The following is a 19236-nucleotide window of genomic DNA, read 5'->3' as shown; positions in this document are numbered from 1 at the left end:
GATGGAATTACAAAAAGATAAACTTTTTATTCCACGGATTTTATCTATTGCGGGAACAGATCCTTCTGGTGGCGCTGGAATGCAGGCGGATTTGAAGGTTTTTTCAGCTATGAAAACTTATGGTATGAGTGTGGTTACAGCTGTTGTTGCACAAAATACTCAGGGTGTGCGTTCTTTTCAGGCATTAGATGCTTCTTTTGTTGCAGATCAAATTGATTCTGTTTTTGAGGATATCCATGTTGATGCCGTTAAAATTGGTATGGTTGCAAATGCTCAGATTGCACAGGTTATTGCAGAACGTCTTGCTTATCATAAAGCACGTTTTATTGTTTTTGATCCGGTTATGGTTGCAAAAAGTGGTGATGTTCTTTTAAAGTCTGATGCAATTGAAATTATGCGTGATGTTCTTGTGCCGATGTCAACTTTGATCACGCCAAATTTGCCTGAAGCTGCACTGTTATTGGGAGGTGAAGTGCAATGGTCTTTAGAGACTATGTATCAATATGCTCCACGACTCTTGGCGCTAGGGTGTCATGCAGTTTTGTTAAAAGGGGGACATTTGAATACGCTTACCAAGAATAGTACAGAAAATTACGATTATTCTAGTCCAGATCTTTATTGTGATTGTGAAAACCTTGTTATACTTGAGGCTTCTCGTCTTTCAACCACTCATGATCATGGGACAGGGTGTACCATTTCTGCCGCCATTGCAGCTCTGTTACCTACCCAACCTTTGGATTGCGCTGTTAAACAAGCAAAAGATTATTTGCATGGCGCTTTAACTGCCTCAAATGCTTTAAAAGTAGGGAAAGGGCGAGGGCCGCTTCATCATTTTTATGCATTATGGAAAGATTAATACAATAATTGATTGTGAAAAATCTTCACTCTATGAATTTGTTTCGTCATTATATGCTGTTTTGGACTTATGACTGATAAGTGTTAGCGCATTGTAGATTAACAGTTATTTTGTATTAAGAAGAATGAGAAAAAAATGTTATAATCTATTTCTTTTATATATTTTTTACGATTAATCTATCCTGTTTCAGAGGCAATTTTGAGTATAAAAAGAGAGCAAGGAATTGTAAAATCAGGATTTGATAGCAAAAAGAGTAGAGGGAAAGACCTTTTACAAGGCGATATTAAAGCTGGATGATCCCGCCATATTTGCTGTTTCTTACATTGGTGGCAAAACAGGATGAGCCGAAGTCGTTATAAAAATTATTGAATATATCTAATATTTACAGAATTTTTTGTCGGCATGGGTAGGGTTTTCTAAATGGCAATTGATACGTCCTGATGGAATTATCAATGATCTTTCAGGTGATGTGGTGAATTTTTTCGGATATTACAACGTCATTATCCTCTTTTTATGGAACTGCTTTATGGAATTGTTGGCGTTTCAGATGAGCAGCCGTGAGGAGTTTCAACATTTAATACAGCAGATCTAGAAACTTTTATGGATTTAGAGCGGCTTTAAGGTTTTTATATTTATAGTGATTAAGTTTTAGCGAGAAGGTAGTCGATCGCACAATCGGAGTTTCAATAGACTTGTAGCGTGTGGTTTAATCTTTTCAAACTTGAATTTTTATTCTGTCATTTAATGGATTTCACCATTAAGTATTTAAAATGATTTGATTTTATTGTGCACTATGACTGTTCAACACCTTATTTTACGTTGATTGAAGTTTTGTTCCTCATATAAAATAGTATGCTTCAAGTAGAGTGCACTTATATTATTAATTAACATGTTTATTTTAAAGAGATTTCTCATCATCAACTGTAATCTAAAAAAAGAAACAATATACATAAAGGACCTTTAAAAGGGTTTTGAAGCTCCTTTGGTTATTGTATAAAGCGAAGATTTTTTCTATTAATTGACTAACAGACTAACCATCTAATAAACTATGATATAACTGTAGTTTTAAATATTTGCTTTTTCGAGTTTTTTATAATTATCAGTAACAGACAGTAAATTATCAATCATATCAAATAAAATTTTCACTTGTTCAACTTAGATCTGTGATAGATATCTTTTTTAAGACAATGATCCTGAAAATTATAAAAGTAAGAAAATTTGAGTGAGTCATTTGAAACAATTATATTTGTAATAACTTTTTTAGCTTTTCACTATCAGTATTAAAGGAGATTGGCTAAACTTTCTTGGTTGTATAGATTGGTTTTCTGTATTTGAGTTTTGCTGAAAATAATAAGTTCGCTTATCGATGAAAAGAATTCATCGCTCAATGATCATGTGTTTATTGGAATAAACTTTAAATTCACCAAAGTTTATAAAACCCAATTTTTTATAAATGCCAATTCCCTCGTGAGATGCTTGCATACCAATAACATGACATTTCTTTCTTTTTAAATGCTCAATAGCAATTTTTGTCATGAATGTCCCAACACCTCTTTTCTGAAAATCTGGATTGGTGACAATATCATACACTCCACCAACTCCATCTGCTTTAATACAAAAACATATTGCTACAGGATTATTATTTATGTAACCAACGAACATCTCTACATCGGGACCTTTTTTATAACAACGGCCTATTGTTTCATAAAATATAACCGCTTCTTCATCAAAAGGCTCGAAGATTGATGCCGTAACATTTCCGTAATCTCTAAAATCTTGAAGTGATTCAACTTCCTTGATTTTGAAATTATCTGGCGTAGAAGTAACATGTGAGTCTATATTTTGTGCTAAAGCTGCCATTCCTACCTCTGTTTCAACATGCTCTAAACCAATAGATAAGAGAACTTCATCAACTTTATAATGAGACGAATGAGGTCCAACCCACCAAGCTAAAGGTAGTTTTTGTGCATTAAAGGAATGGATTATGGATTTTGCTTGGTTTGTAGGTATAATTTCTTGTAAACTTTTAGCAGAGACAATATTGAATGTGTCTGAAGCAAATGTTGAATTAACAGAAGATACTCCATTTGGAAAATCAACAACCTTCATTTTAGGGCATGATTTTGGTAAAAAAACGTACCTTTGAGCAAAAATTATTCTCTAATGATAAGTCAATTTTTGATTTGTTTAACATTTGTTTTTCTTGTCATGGCTCATCATTTCTAATTAATCTTTTAATATTGGGGCTGTAAGAAAATCCGTTAGCTCAAAAGTAATCCCAAATTCTTTTAAATACGCCTCTATAACCTGCCAAGGTCGTAAAAGATCTGCCGCGAATACTGAAAAAACTATTCTCGGGATTGCAAGAAATAAAGTTATTGTTGCCAAATAACGTCATGAACCAATGGGAATTGTCCATCTCGCTTTTCAAGCTTATTTTACACGGATTTAACGACCTAATAGACAACGGTAACCTTCCAGAAAAAATCCGTCTAAGTTAAAAATTGTTATCTTATGATCTAAGCCCCAATCCAATAGATGCTTCACAAGAAATTACGAATCTTAAAACTCTTTGAGAAAAAATAAATTGGCACAAAACCTAGTGGCAAAATATACAAAACCCGCTGGCAAGCTACACACGCAAGAGCGAATAAATACAAAATTCAATGGAGCGGGCGATGGGATTCGAACCCACGACCCCAACCTTGGCAAGGTTGTGCTCTACCCCTGAGCTACACCCGCTGACCGATTCGATATATGTCTTGCCTGTATGGCGTAGGCTTCTACGAATTGCAACAAAAAAATATCATTTTAGTTTGATTTATTTTGTACATGTTTTAATAAATTGAAATAAAGATTGATTTTAGAAGATTCTTCAGTAATAGATTATTCCTTTTTTAATTTTGCATAGAGAGGGGTGGAGTATAATGTTGAAGAGAATAAAAATATTAGGGATTATCATTGCAGCTGTTTTTATGATGAACAGTGTTGCAAAAGCGGATGACCAAGTTAAAGTTGCAATTACACAGATTATGGTCCATCCTGCTGCGGATACCGTTCGTAAAGGTGTGGAAGATGTTCTTGCAGAAAATGGCTATAAGCAAGGTGAAAATTTTCAACTTACCTTTTTATCAGCGCAAGGCAATATTTCAACAGCAACGCAAATTGCACGTAAATTTGTTGGTGATAAACCTGATGTTATTGTAGCGATTACCACGCCTTCAGCACAAACAATGCTTGCGGCGACAAAAACAATTCCTATCGTCTTTGCTGCGATTTCTGATCCTATTGGAGCTAAAATCGTTTCTTCGCTTACCAAACCTGGCGGTAATATGACGGGAAGTTCTGATCGTATAGATGTTGCAGAAAGTGTTAAACTTTTACAAGAAGTAAAACCAGATTTGAAAAAACTCGGTTATCTTTATAATGCTTCTGAAGCAAATTCTGTTTCAACACTTAAGGTGTTAAAGAATGTGGCAAAAAAAGTTGGAATTGAAGTCATTCCTTCATCGGCACCAAAACCTTCTGATGTTCAGGCGGCAACGCGGGCTTTAATTGGTAAAGTGGATGTTATTTTTATTCCCGCTGATAATACGGTTCTTTCTGTTTTAGAAGGAGCAGCAAAAGTTACACAGGAAGCAAATGTTCCTGTATTTACTGTCGATTCTAATTCTATTGGACGCGGTCCTTTTATGACGCAGGGCGTAAATTTCTATGATGTAGGGGTTGAAGCTGGGAAATTGGTTGTGCGTATTCTAAAGGGTGAAAAGCCTGGTGATATTGATGTTGTGCAGGCGGCTAGTAATGACATTCGAATTGATATGAAAGCAGCAGAAAAAGCGGGGATTGTTATTCCGCAGGCAGTTATTGATCGTGCGACAAAAGTGATTCAATAACTTTGATAGGATGTTGATACAATAAAATACGTTAAGTTTTCATGGGGATTGTCTTTACATGAATATATTTGCGTTTTCTGGCGCTGTGGAATTGGGTCTTATTTATGCGTTTGTGGCTATAGGGGTTTATCTCTCTTTTCGCGTTTTGGACTTTCCTGATTTAACAGTTGATGGCTCATTTCTTCTTGGGTCTTGTGTCTGTGGCGTCTTGATTCTTTTAGGTTTTAATGCATGGACAGCTATGGCATGTGCTTTTTGTGCAGGCATGGTAGCTGGTTTATTAACAGCTATGTTGAATTTGCGTTTTGGTATTTTGAATCTTTTGGCTTCCATTTTAACAATGTCAGCGCTCTATACGGTTAATCTTCGTATTATGGGAATTATGGGAGGATCTAATATTAATTTAGCGCTTGCTGATACGGCGTTAACGCCCTTTTATAATCTGTTTGGTTTGTCTGATATTTTTGTGCGTCCTCTTTTCATTGGTACTGTATTGCTAGTTGTAGCGTTTTTGATTTGGCGTTTTTTGGAAAGTGAAATAGGTCTTGCTATGCGTGCAATGGGAGCTAATCCACGGATGGCTACAGCTCAAGGGGTTCATACGTCGGCGCTAATTTATTTTGGTATGGGGCTTTCAAATGCCTGTGTTGCACTTGGTGGTTCTCTTTATATTCAAACTGCAATTGCAACGGATATTACCGGTGGAATTGGAACAATTGTTTTTGGATTGGCAGCTGTGATTATCGGTGAAACTTTGTTTCGTACGCGTAATATTTTTTGGATTATAATCAGCTGTATTGTGGGGTCTGTGCTTTATCGTGTGGCGGTGCAATTTGCATTTGAGGCAAATGGAATTGGTATTGATACGTCGACAGATCTTCAGTTGATTACTTCACTGTTGGTTATTTTAACCCTTATTGTGCCACGCTATTGGAGGAGGCGTAAACGTGATTGAGTTTTCTCATGTTGGGGTTACATTTAAACCGCAAACACCTTTGGAAAAACAGGCTTTGATTGATATTAACCTTAAAATTGATCAGGGTAGTTTTGTTACGGTTATCGGTTCAAATGGCGCTGGTAAATCAACCTTGCTCAGTGTTTTAGCAGGTGCAACGCTTCCCTCAACAGGGAAAGTGGTTATCAATGGGCAAAATGTTTCTAGACAATCAGTCAGTGAACGCGCTGGAAAGGTTGCTTGTGTTTTTCAAGATTCTTTGATAGGCAGTTGCGGTTCTTTAACAATTGAAGAAAATTTGGCTCTTGCTGCTCTTCGAGGAAGTCGTCGTGGTTTGCGTTCGGCTTTAAACCATGAGAAACGGCAATTTTTTCGAGAAAAAATTGCTCAATTAGGCATTGGTCTTGAAGCATATATTCATAATCCTATGGACAGTTTATCAGGTGGGCAACGCCAAGCTGTTTGCCTTGTGATGGCAACATTAGCCCATGCGGATGTTTTATTGCTTGATGAACATACCTCAGCGCTTGATCCTGGAATGGCTGATTTTGTGATGCGGTTGACTGAAAAAATCGTTGAAGAGAAAAAACTAACGACTATCATGGTGACTCATTCTATGCGTCAGGCTCTTGATTATGGCGATCGCACCTTGATGTTGCATGGTGGAAAAGTGATTTTGGATGTCTGTCATGAAGAGCGTAAGGGCTTGGATGTCAATGATTTAATTGGCATGTTTCAGAAAGTTCGCGGGGAAGTTCTTGATGATGATGAACTGTTAATGGATTAATAATGTGGCTCAGAAAAAAGCACATGAAGTTGATCAGTTTTTAACGCGTTTTTCACGTGCTTTTCCTATTGTTCTCATTTATGGGCCAGATCGTGGTCTTATTTGTGAGCGTGCACAATGTTTTGCAAAACTTACACAGGTAGCAATAGAAGATCCATTTTCGACAGTTCGTTTGGATGCTGCTGAAATTGATAAAGATCCTGCACGTTTGGAAAATGAAGCGCGTACGTTATCGCTTTTTGGGGGAGATCGTTTGATATGGATCTCTAATGCTGCTAACCAAAAAGGTTTTCTTGCTGCCTTGAAAATTTTAATTGAGAAGCCACCAGAAGCCTGTTTTATTCTCATTGAATCAGGGGACTTAAAAAAAGGAACAGGGTTGCGCAATGCTGTTGAAACGTCATCAAAAGCAATGGCTTTGCCCTGTTTTGCGGATGATATGCGTTCTCTTGACGGTTTGATTGATGAGGTTTTAGAGCAGTTTAAAAAGACTCTTTCTTTGGATGCACGTAGATGGTTGCATGAAAGTTTAGGGGCGGATCGCCTTGTATCACGAGGTGAATTAGAAAAGCTTTGTCTTTATGCTGCAAATGTTCATATTACTCTTGAAGATGTGAAAGCTGTTGTAAGCGATGTCAGTGCTCTTTCTCAAGATGAAGTCATAGATGCTCTTTTATTAGGTGATATATCAGGCTTTGAAGTGCATTTTAATCGACATGCAGCATTGCATGGGGCGCTTTTTTTTATTTTGAGTACAGCACAAAGGCATTTTCAGCAATTACAGCTATTGCGTTATCAGGTAGAGGTTGAAGGAAAATCGCCTTTTACGGTGGTTTCTCAAGCACGGCCTCCCATTTTTTTTCAACGGAAAAAGACAGTTGAACAAGCTTTAAAATATTGGAAGTTAGAACAGATTTCCTACGCAATGGAAAGAATTCAGGGTGCTGTTTTAGACAGTCGTAAAAATCCACTTTTGGGTGAAGCTATCATTCGTCAAGTTTTGTTAGGGCTCACAATTATTGCACGACGCCAGATGGCAGCTTAACAGTTTAAAAATATGATGATTTTTTATTTTTAGTACGCCACAGAGGTATTTTCAGCAATTAAAACTTTTGTGTTAACAAGTAGAGGTTAGTTGTAGTTTTGAAGAGCTTGAAAGTTTTATAGAAATTTTTCTTCAGAAAAATTATTTATCTTCGAAAGGCAGTTTTTACACCGTTTTATTATCTTGTTGTGCCGTAAAACACTGTTGGTTCGTGATATAGAGCTCAGGTAAAATTTTACGCATTCGGTGTTTTTGTGTGAGTATGTGGTGAATATTAGGCTGGTTCATAGCGCCTTAATTGGGGTAACACCCCTCATGCAAAACAGAGCATCTCAAACAACAGAAGACACTTGTATGGTAAATTCATACGCTTTCTTAGAAATATTTTTCAATGCGCGTCATATCTATTTCGCGACGGCGTTTGTGAATGGTATAACGGTAAAGTTCTCCGTGAAGAATATAAAATCCATAGAGCATCTCTATCTTTACGCTTAATAAAAGTGCAAGCCAGAGCACTATCATATATTTGCCTAGTCTCTAATTTGCTACAGTTTTTGGCATTAGAGAGCGTTTTTCATCATTTTTTTCTCACATGCCTTCTTGTGACGTGCAGACAAGAGATTTTAATTGATAAGAGGATTTGTGATGGAAGAATTTTACCGTATTTGAAGTTATGATTCAAATTGAAAAACAATTATTATATTTATAAATCAATATATTATAGATTAATAGAATCACTTAAAATAGTGAACCAGTGGAATCTTTTAGATAAGAAAATGAATTGTTTGCAGATCGGTATGAATTAAGAATCTTCGTGGGATGAGGAGAAAGTCAAAATAGATTATGATGAAAACAACAGTACCTATGGGGAGACTTTTATGTTTGAGACAGAGATGATTATCTTAGCAATGAATGCTCTCAAATTCCAAGGATTTTCGCAACATTGGGGGGTAGGCAAATATAATGATAGTGTTTTATTAAGTGTAAAGATGGTCGTGCTTAATGGATTTATAGTTATAACAATTTACAAACACTGTCGTGAGATAGGCTGGGGAGAGAGATGTCTTTTTAAAACAAACGCATGAATTTGTAATCCAAACCTATCCTGTTTAGGGCGCTTTGTTTTACGTGAGGGGTATGGCTCCATTAAAGGGATGTTTGGTGTTTTTGTTATCAAACTTTTTCTTTATTGAGAGAGCGTGTTTTTCTCGTATTTGTTTGATTTACGGTATCAGGAATTGGGAGAGGAAAATGTTTTTAATGGTATTTTTTGTATGCGTTATTTTACGGTGTTTTCAATATTCATAAAACTTGTGTTGATGTTGTAGGTGGAGGCGTAATACATTCTTATATAGGTCTGATGTACAAATTAATGAACGTATTGGGATAATTGGGAAAGAGTTGGTGTCTGCTTACGCTTTTGATGCGTTTTTTGTGAGTAAATTAGTAAGATAAAGTAAACTGATGAGATTTTATGTAGAGTCGTTGTTATCTTAATTGAGAGTGCATTTAATTTTTGTTTCAGTGATGTGCTTTGATCAGTAATTAAGTGGGAGTTTTAGAGCGTGATGTTAGATTTCTCGTCATTTATTTTTTATGTGTTTTCTAGGTAAAATGATCTGTTGTCAGCTTGCGCAGGTGATGATTGGTAAACTGCGTTATTCTTTATTCTCTAGTTGTCGTTTTTTAATGTTTTACGCATAATTCTTGAACAAACAGACAGGAAAATTATGATTTTACAATTGTCTTTATTGCCATTTGCAAAGAATCTTTGAAGGTGAAAGATGCCCCATATTCAATTTGAAAAAATAGCGCTCATTGGGATCGGTCTGATTGGATCTTCTTTAGCAAGGGTGATTAAAAAGAAAAATCTTGCGGCTCAGATTTCTATTGCAACGCGTCGTTCAGAAACCCTGAAAAGAGCGCGTGAATTGGAGCTTGGGGACTTTTATACGACAGATAATGCAAAAGCTGTTGAAGGAGCGGATTTGGTTATTGTTTCTGTTCCTGTTGGGGCGAGTGCAGAGGTGGCAAAAAATATTCATGATCATTTAAAACCTGGAGCGATTGTGAGTGATGTTGGTTCTACGAAAGCGTTGGTTATTGCGGAAATGGCGCCTTTATTGCCCAAAACGGTTCATTTTATTCCAGGGCATCCTATTGCTGGAACGGAATATTCAGGACCGGATGCTGGTTTCGCTGATTTATTTATGAATCGTTGGTGTATTTTAACGCCTTTTGCTGAGAGTGATGCTGCTGCTGTCGCACAATTGACAGCGTTTTGGGAAGCTTGTGGTGCGCGTGTCGAAAAGATGGAACCTAAACATCATGATCTTGTTTTGGCTATTGTTTCGCATTTGCCGCATTTGATTGCTTATAATACTGTTGGGACAGCGAGTGATTTAGAAAAGGTGACAAATTCAGAAGTGATTGCTTATTCTGCTTCCGGTTTTCGTGATTTTACGCGTTTGGCATCTTCTGATCCCGTTATGTGGCGCGATATTTGTTTGCATAATAAGGATGCTATTTTAGAAATGTTGAGCCGTTTTAGTGAGGGGCTTGCTTTTTTAGAGCAGGCAATTCGTTTAGGAGATGGTGAGACATTGTTTAACTTTTTTACACGTACGCGTGCTGTACGTCGCAATATTATTGATGCTGGACAAGAAATTGATGCTCCTGATTTTGGACGTCAGAGTGTTTCTAAAAAAGGGTGAGTAAAAGCAAGGGTTTTTTGTTGAATTTCATTGGTTTTTTCTAGAAATCGATAAGAAGTTTTCTCTCTATTCAGTCATAGATTGCAATAAAAAAGAGTGGCGATTGCTTCGATACAGATAACCGTGACTTCAAAAGGTTTTATGTGCGCAAGATTATCGTGCTTAACTATCTATAGGGCATATGATGTACAGAAGAGGTTACGGATCTATAGAAGAGACAAAAAAATGAAGTCGTTGTAGAATTTCATATAGTGGGTTGTTGTTTTTGTTTTAGTATAAAGTCAGGCTTGACCGTATTGATTATTGCCCTTTATATTGCAACATTGGGAAATGTTTGTTTGCAGGGTTTTGATGATTTTTATAAAGCTTGAAATAGACAGAGGAAGAGTTTTACCAGAAAGTATTGAGATTTGTTAAGAAATATCTTTTGGTATAGCTATCGTATCCTTGTTGACGCAGTAAGCCATTATTGGCGTGATAATGGGAGTGCTTTTGCAAGCCATGTCGCGCTCTCTGGGCTTTTAGCATTTTTCCCTTTTTTTATTTTTGGAACTTCTCTTGCCAGTTTTCTTGGTGCTTTTACATATACACCGCAAAAAATCAAAGCACTTGTGCAGTTATTACCAGATGTCATTGCAGAGCCTTTATCTCAGGAAATTATCAATGTTTTAACCATACAGCGGGGAGGAGTGTTGACAGTTTCTGTCATTGGAGCGGCTTATTTTGCCTCTAATGGGATAGAGGCGTTACGTACAGCTTTAAATAGAGCTTATCGTGTTGTTGATCGGCGTAGCTTGTTGTTTTGTCGTTTTCAAAGTTTGTTTTTTGTGATTCTTGGAGCTGTTGGTCTTATTGTGATCAGCGTTTTGTTGATTTTAACACCTCTGCTGATCAAGATTATGCAAAATCATTCTTTTTTCATTACAGAATATATCGGTATCATTCGTCTATGGCGTTACATAATCGCAGCGGTTGTTCTCTTGGTAAGCCTTTTGATTGTTCATAAATGGCTACCAGCAGAGCGGCGGAAGTTTATAGATATTTTACCAGGAATTGTACTGACAATGTTTGTATGGTTTATGGCTTCAATTGCTTTTGCTCAATATTTAACAATGTTTGATTATATTTCTACCTATGCAGGGTTAGCATCTATTATGGTTGCTATTATTTTTCTTTACATATTGAGTGCAATTTTTATTTTGGGAGGAGAAATAAACGCGGCGATAATGTTTTATCGCAAGCATTTGCAACATTCAGATGAATGAAAGAACCTAACTATTGCGTGAAAGCCAAGGTATGAATATCCCAATAAAACCTGCTATCACTTTGTTGATTGATGCGGATGCTTGTCCTGTAAAAGATGAAGTTTATCGTGTGATGAATCGTTATCAGCTTAAGACATTTGTTGTGGCAAATCGTTTTTTGTCCCTTCCGGATGAAGCACTCATTGAAAGAGTGGTCGTTGCTGGTGAATTCAATGGTGCTGATGATTGGATCGTAGAACATGTGCATGAGGCAAGTATTGTTATTACCAGTGATATTCCTTTAGCAGCACGGGTTGTGCAAGCTGGGGGTTTTTGTCTTTCGCCAACGGGGCGTATTTTTGATGTAAATTCAATTGGTCAGGCTTTGGCGATGCGCAATTTGATGGAAGATTTGCGGGGACAGGGCAGTATAACGGGTGGTCTCCGTCCTTTTTGTCGTAAAGACCGTTCTGCTTTTTTATCAGCACTGGATCTCGTTATACAACGTTTAAAAAGACGCGGTTATTAGGTTATAGGGCTTCTTTTATAACAGCTTTTATAAGTGCTTTGGCATCGTCATTGGCCCATGGAGCTGCACCATTGAAGGAAGCAATGAGATATCCCTCTTTATCGATGAGAAATGTAATGGGGAGTCCTAAAGCAAGCCCCTGTTTTCTAACATTGTTGAAAATATCCATTGTTTCATCGCGATAGTAAAGCAAATTATCCGCATGAATATTCTGTAAAAATTGCTGAATTTTTTCAGGAGAAGTAGTTTTATCGATATTAATAGCTATGACATCAAAGGTTTCTCCGCCTAATTCATGTTTTAATTGCGCAAGTTCGGGCATTTCTGTGCGGCAAGGTGCACACCAAATAGCCCATAGATTGATCAGCATCGGTTTTCCAATAAATTCGCTGAGTGTGTGCTCTTTTCCTTGAATATCCTTGAAAGAGAGTTTCTTCATATCTGAGGGCGTATCAGCAAATCGTATGTGGCTAAAAAAGCCTTTTGCTGCTTTTCGGATTGCCATCATTTTTTCTTCTCGTGTTTTATCAATGTTTATTTTTTGTGCTTTTGCTGCTGAAATGAAATTGAAAAGGAAAGACTCTCTTTTGTTATCGTAGTTTGTGGTTGCGTATAAACTCAATGCAATGATAAAGAATGCAAGGGAGAATTGCCTTTTTTTATTGTTTTTTTCGCTGATGAAAATTTGAGAAATCATAATTTTGTCCTTTGTATGGGTGTTTTCAGAATATGACAGATGAGATGTTAAAGAACCAAATGTGGGGTGGTCGGTTTGCGGCAGGTCCTTCTGCAATTATGGAAGAAATTAATGCCTCAATTGATTTTGATCAAAAACTTTATCGACAAGATATTGAAGGTTCCCTTTCTCATGCGGCTATGTTAGCGCAAACGAAAATCATTTCACAATCAGATTATAAAAAAATTGTTCATGGTTTGAAACTTATTCGCCAAGAAATTGAAGACGGTAAATTTGTTTTTTCACGAAAGCTTGAAGATATTCATATGAATATTGAAGCGCGGCTGAACGAATTGATTGGTCCTGTAGCAGGGCATTTGCATACGGCGCGTTCACGCAATGATCAAGTTGCTGTTGATTTTCGCTTGTGGGTGCGTGAAGCAACGCAAAAGATAGCACAAGCTTTAAAAGGATTGATAGAGCAATTGCTTATTCGAGCAGAACAACATGTTGATACCTTTATGCCAGGCTTTACGCATTTACAATCAGCACAACCGGTAACATTTGGCCATTATATGATGGCTTATGTTGAAATGTTTGGTCGAGATTTATCGCGGATGCGTGATGCTCTTGAGCGAATGAATGAATCGCCTTTAGGGGCGGCTGCTTTAGCAGGGACAGGCTTTCCAATTGACCGTTTTATGACAGCAAAAGCGCTAGGCTTTCGAGAACCAACACGCAATTCGATTGATAGTGTTTCAGATCGTGATTTTGCATTGGAATTTTTAAGCGCTGGCGCTCTTTGTGCAACACATCTTTCACGTTTAGCAGAAGAAATAATTCTTTGGTCAAGTGAACAGTTTTATTTTATTCGTTTATCAGATGCTTTTTCAACTGGTTCGTCTATTATGCCGCAAAAGCGAAATCCTGATGCTGCCGAACTTGTGCGGGCTAAAGTAGGACGGTTGAATGGCGCATTAATGGGGCTGTTAACGGTGATGAAAGGGTTACCCCTTGCTTATTCGAAGGATATGCAAGAAGATAAGGAATATGTCTTTGATGGGGCTTTGAGTTTGGAATTATCACTAGCAGCAATGACAGGGATGATTGCTGATTTGAAAGTTAATAAAGAAGCTATGAAACAAGCCGCTGATTCTGGCTATGCAACTGCAACCGATTTTGCTGATTGGCTTGTACGCGAATCAGGGATTCCTTTTCGCGAAGCACATCATATTACAGGGCGTGCTGTGGCATTAGCAGAAAAAAAACAGTGTCGCCTTCAGGATTTATCATTGGATGAACTTCAAGCAATTTGTCCTAATATCAATGCGACACTTTTTGATGTTTTGACCGTTGAAAAATCTGTTGAAAGTCGCAAAAGCTTTGGGGGAACAGCACCTTCAGAGGTTCTTCGGCAAATTACGTATTGGAAAAAGCGTCTTGTGAGCGCTTGAGTGATTGTATTTTAAAGGTAAAAAAGAGATCGAGATGAGGAAAGAGGACAGATGAAAATTATATTAAAGGGGTTAATGATTGTCCTTTTAGGAGGCGTTTGTGTCGCTGGGTGTGGGCGTAAAGGGTCATTGGAAATGCCTCTTACAAGTGTGGAAAAGTCTGTGCAAGGAACATCTGTTATTCAAAGTGAAGGTGATAAACCTTTTATTCTTGATCGTTTGATAAAGTAGGAGGAAAGTGTGGATTTTTTCTCTTACCATCAAGGTATGCTTCATGCTGAGGGTTGTTCACTTGCTGTTCTTGCGCAGGAGGTGGGGACTCCTTTTTATTGTTATTCCGCCAATGCATTGGTTACACGTTTTAAAGACTATAAAAAGGCATTTCAAGGGATGCCTAGTCTGCTTGCTTATGCGGTTAAAGCCAATTCTAATCAAGCAGTTTTACGGCTTTTAGCGAACAATGGAGCGGGAGCTGATGTGGTTTCAGAAGGGGAATTACGGCGCGCCCTTGCTGTTGGTATTCCGGCACATCGTATTGTTTATTCTGGTGTTGGTAAAACCATGAGAGAGATAGATTTTGCTCTTGCTCAGGATATTTATTGTTTTAACGTTGAATCAGAGCCGGAACTTGAACAGTTATCTCAACGTGCTGTTGCGCTTTCAAAGATAGCACGTGTTTCATTGCGCATTAATCCAGATGTTGATGCGAAGACCCATAAGAAAATTACAACAGGAAAATCTGAAAATAAATTTGGTATTCCATTGTTGTTGGCAAGAGAGGCTTATAAAAAAGCGGACTCTTTACCTGGATTGCAGGTTTGCGGTATTGATATGCATATTGGCAGTCAGATTTGTGACTTAAAGCCATTTGAAGAGGCATTCCTTCTTATTGCAGATTGTGTGCGTCAATTGTGGAGCGATGGCTATGCAATAACGCATATAGATATCGGTGGTGGGCTTGGTATTGCCTATGGTTGTGAACAACATACTGTACCTTCTCCTTTTGATTATGCTGCGCTGGTAAAGAAATATATTGCTCCTTTAGGGATTAATATTGTTGTGGAGCCGGGGCGGAGCATTGTGGGTCAAGCTGGTGTACTGATGACATCTGTTCTCTATTTAAAAAGGGGACAAGGGCGGAATTTTGTTATTGTAGATGCGGCGATGAATGATCTGATGCGTCCAACGCTTTATGATGCTTGGCAAAATGTCGTCCTTGTGAAAAAAGCAGCAAAAGACGCTCCCCTTATTCGTGCAGATATTGTTGGTTCTGTTTGTGAGACTGGCGATTATTTAGCATTAGATCGTTACTTGCCGATTTTGGCACCCGGTGATCTTTTAGCAATTACGCAAGCTGGAGCTTATGGTGCTGTGATGGCGAGTACTTATAATAGCCGACTTTTGGTCCCAGAAGTTCTCGTTCAAGATACGTGTTATGCGGTTATTCGTCCACGTCTTGATTATGCTCAATTGATGGGATGTGATCATATTCCTGATTGGGTTGAGAATTCTTAAGTGTTTTTGGTCTTATTTTTACTAAACTTTGATGAAACAATTTATTTTCTAGAAATTGTCTTGTATGGGGTTTATGATCTTAATGCACCACGATAAAAGGGGATAAATGCTTGTTTATGAAAAATAAAAACATCAAAGGCTTTGCAATGAAGCTTTTGTGTGTGCGCATTTTGATGTGGGGAATCCTTTCATTTGAACGGATGTGGGTACGGTTGTTGCCATTTTTCCTCGTTGTTAGTCTCTTTTGTTCGTTTAGCTGGTTGGGACTTTTTGGCATTTTGGGCTATTGGTCACATTTGCTCTTACTTGGGGTTATACTTGTTTGTGCTGGAGCGAGTTTATTTTTTCTTGTTCGTTTTCGGTTTCCCACAATACGGGAAGTGAATTGCCGTCTTGAACGCGTCAATGACCTTAGACATCAGCCTTTGAATATTCAGACAGATCGTTTATGTTCTGAAAATGATGAAGATTTTAGTGCTGTTATTTGGCGTGAACATCAACGCCGAATGGCAAAACAATTATACCATTTAAAAACTGGATTTATCTCTCTTAATAGTGCGGATTATGATCCTTTGGCTTTGAGGGCTTTGTGTGTTCTTCTTTTTGTTTGCGCTTTTAGTTTTTCTTTTGGTTCACAAGGGGGGCGTTTGGCTGATGCCTTTGATTTTCGTCCTGTTGTTGATGAAAAATTCATGCGGATTGATGCTTGGGTAACACCACCTGCTTATACCGGTGTGGCACCGATTTATTTGACAAAAGATGAGAAAACACAACTAGAAATCCCTGAAGGGAGTAATGTTGTTGTGCGTGTTGTCAATGGGGCTGGCGTTACAGTAAAAGCAAAGTCTGTAGAAGATGGGAGGGAAATTTCGTTTTCAGAGAAAACGGAACAAACAGCTTTGAATGATCCAATCGCTCATTTTGAAACACATTTAAATCATTCAATGAATTTATTTGTATCATCACGTCGTAAAAAACAGCAGTGGCATTTGCAGATGATCAAGGACACGCTTCCGACAATTCATTGGCTGGAAAAACCAGGGCGGATTTTAACGGGATCGTTAGAGTTACGATATGTGGTGGATGATGATTATGGTGTGACAAAGGCTTTTGTTGAAATAGAGCCTTTTCTTCCTCAGAATAAAAGTGCTTCTTCTCTTTATAATGCTCCGGAAATAGAGCTTCTTCTTCCGCGTGGTGGAAAGGGGAAAATGCGGATGGTGCAAGATATATCAGCGCATCCATGGGCGGGTTCGCAAGTCAAAATTACTTTGGTGGCAGAAGATGGTGCGGGGCAGAAAGGGCGTAGCAAAACTTTTGTTATGACATTACCGCAACACGTTTTTTCAAATCCTGTCGCGCGTGCGGTGAGTGAAACGCGTCGTTTATTAGCGCTTGATGCTTCTGCGAGAGAGCGTGTATTGGATATGCTTTCTGCTTTGCTTGTGCGTCCAGAAAGGGGGGTGCAAAATGTAATGCATTTTCTTGTTCTACAAAGTGCGTGGACAAGACTTTCTTTAGCACAAACAGAAGAGGATTTGCGTGGTGTGGTGGATTATTTATGGCAAATTGCTTTGGGTATTGAAGACAATCAGCTTGAATCCGTGCAAAAAAATTTAAAACAAGCACAAGCTGCTTTACGTGATGCATTGCGTTACGGTGCTTCAGCGGCAGAAATTGAACGCCTTATGGCAGATTTACGTCAAGCTATGGATGAGTATATTCGTGCTTTGGCTGAAAAAGCACCAGATACTCAAGTTTCTAAAAATTCTAAAAGCTCAAAAAGCACCAATCTTTCTGAAGCTACACTACAAGAAAAGCTAAATTTAATTGAGGAAATGGCTAAAACGGGCTCTTCTTTAGCAGCTGAACAACTCTTGGCGGAAGTTGAACAGACGCTTGATCATTTGCATGTGCAAAAAGGCAATCAAAATGAGGGAGAAAAAAGCCAATCTGCACAAATGAAAGAAAAGATGGACCAGCTTGGAGATTTAATGCGTCGTCAGCAAGAAATTCTCAATGAAACACATCAGTTAGAGATGGAACAAAAACGCGGAGAAAATGTGCCGGAAACACAGAAAAAATCTTTAAAAAAACGTCAAGCTGAATTGCAGTCTGAATTATCAACATTAGAAAAAGAATTATCAGAACAAGGATTTGAAACAGGAGGCGCATTGAAAAGGGCAGAAGAAAAAATGAATTCTGCGGAAAATGCTCTTGATAATGGAAATCATCAGGTATCTATACAAAATCAGTCTGACGCTTTGGAATCTTTGAGGCAAGGTGCACAAAATGTTTTGAAAAAAATGCGCGAGACACTCAAAGAAACGGGAAATGATCAAAATGCTGATTCTGGTCCTAAAGATCCGTTAGGACGTCCACTTTCTTCAAAAACAGATGAAGGACAAGAAGGTGAGGCACTACCACAAAAAAGTGATCAAATGCGTACGCGGCAGATTTTGGATGAAATTCGCAAACGTCTTGGTAAAGAGCATATTCCAGAAGAAGAAAAAAACTATCTTGAAAGATTGCTTCATTTTAATTAACCAGTGTTGGCTTTTTTCTTAATTGATGTCAGAAACAGTGTATGAAGAACCTCTATGGGGTTCATCTCCAAGAAAATGATTAAAGCGCTTGTAACGCAATAATCATCCTGCTGTACTGATTTTTTAATCATTTAAGTTTAAAATATGAAATATTGAAATATTCGCTATTGCGGAAAAAGAGCAGAAGTCCATATAATTTGGGTATATGAAAATCTGTAATGTTTGGAATTTGTTTCTACATGGTATGTTGAATTGGATATCGTTACGCTGAAAGATTTTTATGCTTCTGCACTTGGGCTGCGTGTGCAAAAGACGCTGTGTGACCAATTGAATTTATGGTGGCCTAATCTCACGGATAAACGGATTATGGGGTTGGGTTATGCACTTCCTTATCTTTCTACATTGCGTGAACGTGCCCAACAATGTTTTGCTTTTATGCCAGCTTCCCAGGGTGCTTCGCCTTGGCCTTGTGCTGAGCAAGTTGCTACAGCGCTTGTTTTTGAAGAAGATTTGCCGCTTCCTGATGCGTCAGTTGATTGTATTTTATTGGTACATGCATTAGAATATACAGAAAATTCATTTGAAACGTTGAATGAAATATGGCGTGTTTTAGCACCCAATGGCCACTTGATCGTTATTGTACCTAATCGCTCTGGCTTTTGGGCGCGCAGTATTGCTACGCCCTTTGGTTATGGCGAGCCTTATAGTCGGCAACAAATTACACGTTTGTTCGAAAAAACAAATTTTGTTTCTGGGCCAATACAAGAAATTGTACATTATATGCCCTCTACGGGTTATGTTTCGCGGTTGTTCTCATTTTTTTATGAGCCATTTGCACGCTATCTTTTGCCTTATTTTGGTGGACTCTTAATGTGTCAGGCACAAAAACGTGTTTATCAAGGTTTGCTGGTACAGCGTCGTCAATCGCGACGTGTTTTTATTCCTGCTTTATCACCACAAGTGCGAAATATTTTAATTTATAAAGATAATTAATCATTTTGCCATTGGCATAAGAATCG

At 38.0% G+C, this 19236-nt stretch carries 17 protein-coding genes and 1 tRNA gene; 15 read left to right on the top strand and 3 right to left on the bottom strand.

Annotated elements, in window-relative coordinates:
• The first annotated feature begins 1 nt into the window (after position 1).
• Together thiD and ACFIKD_RS00305 are read left to right on the top strand one after the other, a co-directional pair.
• The gene (gene thiD, locus ACFIKD_RS00310) at positions 2 to 856 is read left to right on the top strand and encodes a bifunctional hydroxymethylpyrimidine kinase/phosphomethylpyrimidine kinase (protein ID WP_375635329.1); all 855 of its coding nucleotides are present in this window, start codon (positions 2 to 4) and stop codon (positions 854 to 856) included.
• Between the two features lie 394 nt (positions 857 to 1250).
• Entirely contained in the window at positions 1251 to 1448 is a 198-nt protein-coding gene (locus ACFIKD_RS00305; protein WP_375644333.1) for a hypothetical protein, read from the top strand.
• Between the two features lie 785 nt (positions 1449 to 2233).
• On the opposite strand, the gene ACFIKD_RS00300 is transcribed toward ACFIKD_RS00305, so the two are convergent.
• Entirely contained in the window at positions 2234 to 2965 is a 732-nt protein-coding gene (locus ACFIKD_RS00300; protein ID WP_375646915.1) for a GNAT family N-acetyltransferase, read from the bottom strand.
• A 558-nt stretch (positions 2966 to 3523) separates the two neighbouring features.
• A tRNA-Gly gene (locus ACFIKD_RS00295) sits at positions 3524 to 3598 on the bottom strand.
• A 185-nt stretch (positions 3599 to 3783) separates the two neighbouring features.
• Here ACFIKD_RS00295 and ACFIKD_RS00290 point away from each other — a divergent pair.
• From ACFIKD_RS00290 to ACFIKD_RS00255, 8 genes are all read left to right on the top strand, one after another.
• Positions 3784 to 4752: an ABC transporter substrate-binding protein gene (locus tag ACFIKD_RS00290; RefSeq protein ID WP_375646913.1), complete on the top strand. Its 969-nt coding sequence runs from the start codon at positions 3784 to 3786 to the stop codon at positions 4750 to 4752.
• A 58-nt stretch (positions 4753 to 4810) separates the two neighbouring features.
• The gene (locus ACFIKD_RS00285) at positions 4811 to 5707 is read left to right on the top strand and encodes an ABC transporter permease (RefSeq protein ID WP_375635326.1); all 897 of its coding nucleotides are present in this window, start codon (positions 4811 to 4813) and stop codon (positions 5705 to 5707) included.
• Positions 5700 to 6494: an ABC transporter ATP-binding protein gene (locus tag ACFIKD_RS00280; RefSeq protein ID WP_015857078.1), complete on the top strand. Its 795-nt coding sequence runs from the start codon at positions 5700 to 5702 to the stop codon at positions 6492 to 6494. The genes ACFIKD_RS00285 and ACFIKD_RS00280 overlap by 8 nt, the downstream gene beginning before the upstream one ends.
• A gap of 4 nt (positions 6495 to 6498) precedes the next feature.
• Complete coding sequence (holA, locus tag ACFIKD_RS00275; protein ID WP_375635325.1) at positions 6499 to 7539, top strand: DNA polymerase III subunit delta; 1041 nt, start codon at positions 6499 to 6501, stop codon at positions 7537 to 7539.
• A gap of 878 nt (positions 7540 to 8417) precedes the next feature.
• Positions 8418 to 8624 (top strand): hypothetical protein, encoded by a 207-nt coding sequence (locus tag ACFIKD_RS00270; protein ID WP_375646912.1) that lies wholly within the window; start codon positions 8418 to 8420, stop codon positions 8622 to 8624.
• A 699-nt stretch (positions 8625 to 9323) separates the two neighbouring features.
• A complete protein-coding gene (locus ACFIKD_RS00265; RefSeq protein WP_375635323.1) occupies positions 9324 to 10253 on the top strand; it encodes a prephenate/arogenate dehydrogenase family protein in 930 nt (309 codons plus the stop codon).
• 410 nt (positions 10254 to 10663) lie between these two features.
• Complete coding sequence (locus tag ACFIKD_RS00260; protein WP_375646911.1) at positions 10664 to 11518, top strand: YihY/virulence factor BrkB family protein; 855 nt, start codon at positions 10664 to 10666, stop codon at positions 11516 to 11518.
• 31 nt (positions 11519 to 11549) lie between these two features.
• Positions 11550 to 12026 carry a YaiI/YqxD family protein gene (locus ACFIKD_RS00255; protein ID WP_375635465.1) on the top strand — a complete coding sequence of 159 codons (477 nt, stop codon included), beginning with the start codon at positions 11550 to 11552 and terminating at the stop codon, positions 12024 to 12026.
• A 1-nt stretch (position 12027) separates the two neighbouring features.
• Here the strand turns inward: ACFIKD_RS00255 and ACFIKD_RS00250 are convergent, their stop codons facing one another.
• On the bottom strand, positions 12028 to 12723 hold the full coding sequence (locus tag ACFIKD_RS00250; protein WP_375646910.1) for a TlpA disulfide reductase family protein: 696 nt from the start codon (positions 12721 to 12723) through the stop codon (positions 12028 to 12030).
• Between the two features lie 32 nt (positions 12724 to 12755).
• Here ACFIKD_RS00250 and argH point away from each other — a divergent pair, with 32 nt between their 5' ends.
• The 5 genes from argH to ACFIKD_RS00225 all read left to right on the top strand — a co-directional run bounded on the left by argH (position 12756) and on the right by ACFIKD_RS00225 (position 19210).
• Complete coding sequence (argH, locus tag ACFIKD_RS00245) at positions 12756 to 14156, top strand: argininosuccinate lyase (protein ID WP_375646908.1); 1401 nt, start codon at positions 12756 to 12758, stop codon at positions 14154 to 14156.
• A gap of 51 nt (positions 14157 to 14207) precedes the next feature.
• Positions 14208 to 14387: an LPS translocon maturation chaperone LptM gene (locus tag ACFIKD_RS00240; RefSeq protein ID WP_375646907.1), complete on the top strand. Its 180-nt coding sequence runs from the start codon at positions 14208 to 14210 to the stop codon at positions 14385 to 14387.
• A 9-nt stretch (positions 14388 to 14396) separates the two neighbouring features.
• Positions 14397 to 15671 carry a diaminopimelate decarboxylase gene (lysA, locus tag ACFIKD_RS00235; RefSeq protein WP_375635318.1) on the top strand — a complete coding sequence of 425 codons (1275 nt, stop codon included), beginning with the start codon at positions 14397 to 14399 and terminating at the stop codon, positions 15669 to 15671.
• Positions 15672 to 15787: 116 nt separating this feature from the next.
• A complete protein-coding gene (locus ACFIKD_RS00230; RefSeq protein WP_375646906.1) occupies positions 15788 to 18217 on the top strand; it encodes a TIGR02302 family protein in 2430 nt (809 codons plus the stop codon).
• A 222-nt stretch (positions 18218 to 18439) separates the two neighbouring features.
• Positions 18440 to 19210, top strand: a complete 771-nt coding sequence (locus tag ACFIKD_RS00225) for a class I SAM-dependent methyltransferase (protein WP_375646904.1) — start codon at positions 18440 to 18442, stop codon at positions 19208 to 19210.
• Positions 19211 to 19236: the final 26 nt, after the last annotated feature.

It is taken from the genome of Bartonella sp. CR84HXZ (assembly GCF_042194535.1).
In the GTDB taxonomy this organism is placed as follows: domain Bacteria; phylum Pseudomonadota; class Alphaproteobacteria; order Rhizobiales; family Rhizobiaceae; genus Bartonella; species Bartonella grahamii.
This window is presented reverse-complemented; position numbering and strand designations above follow the sequence as displayed.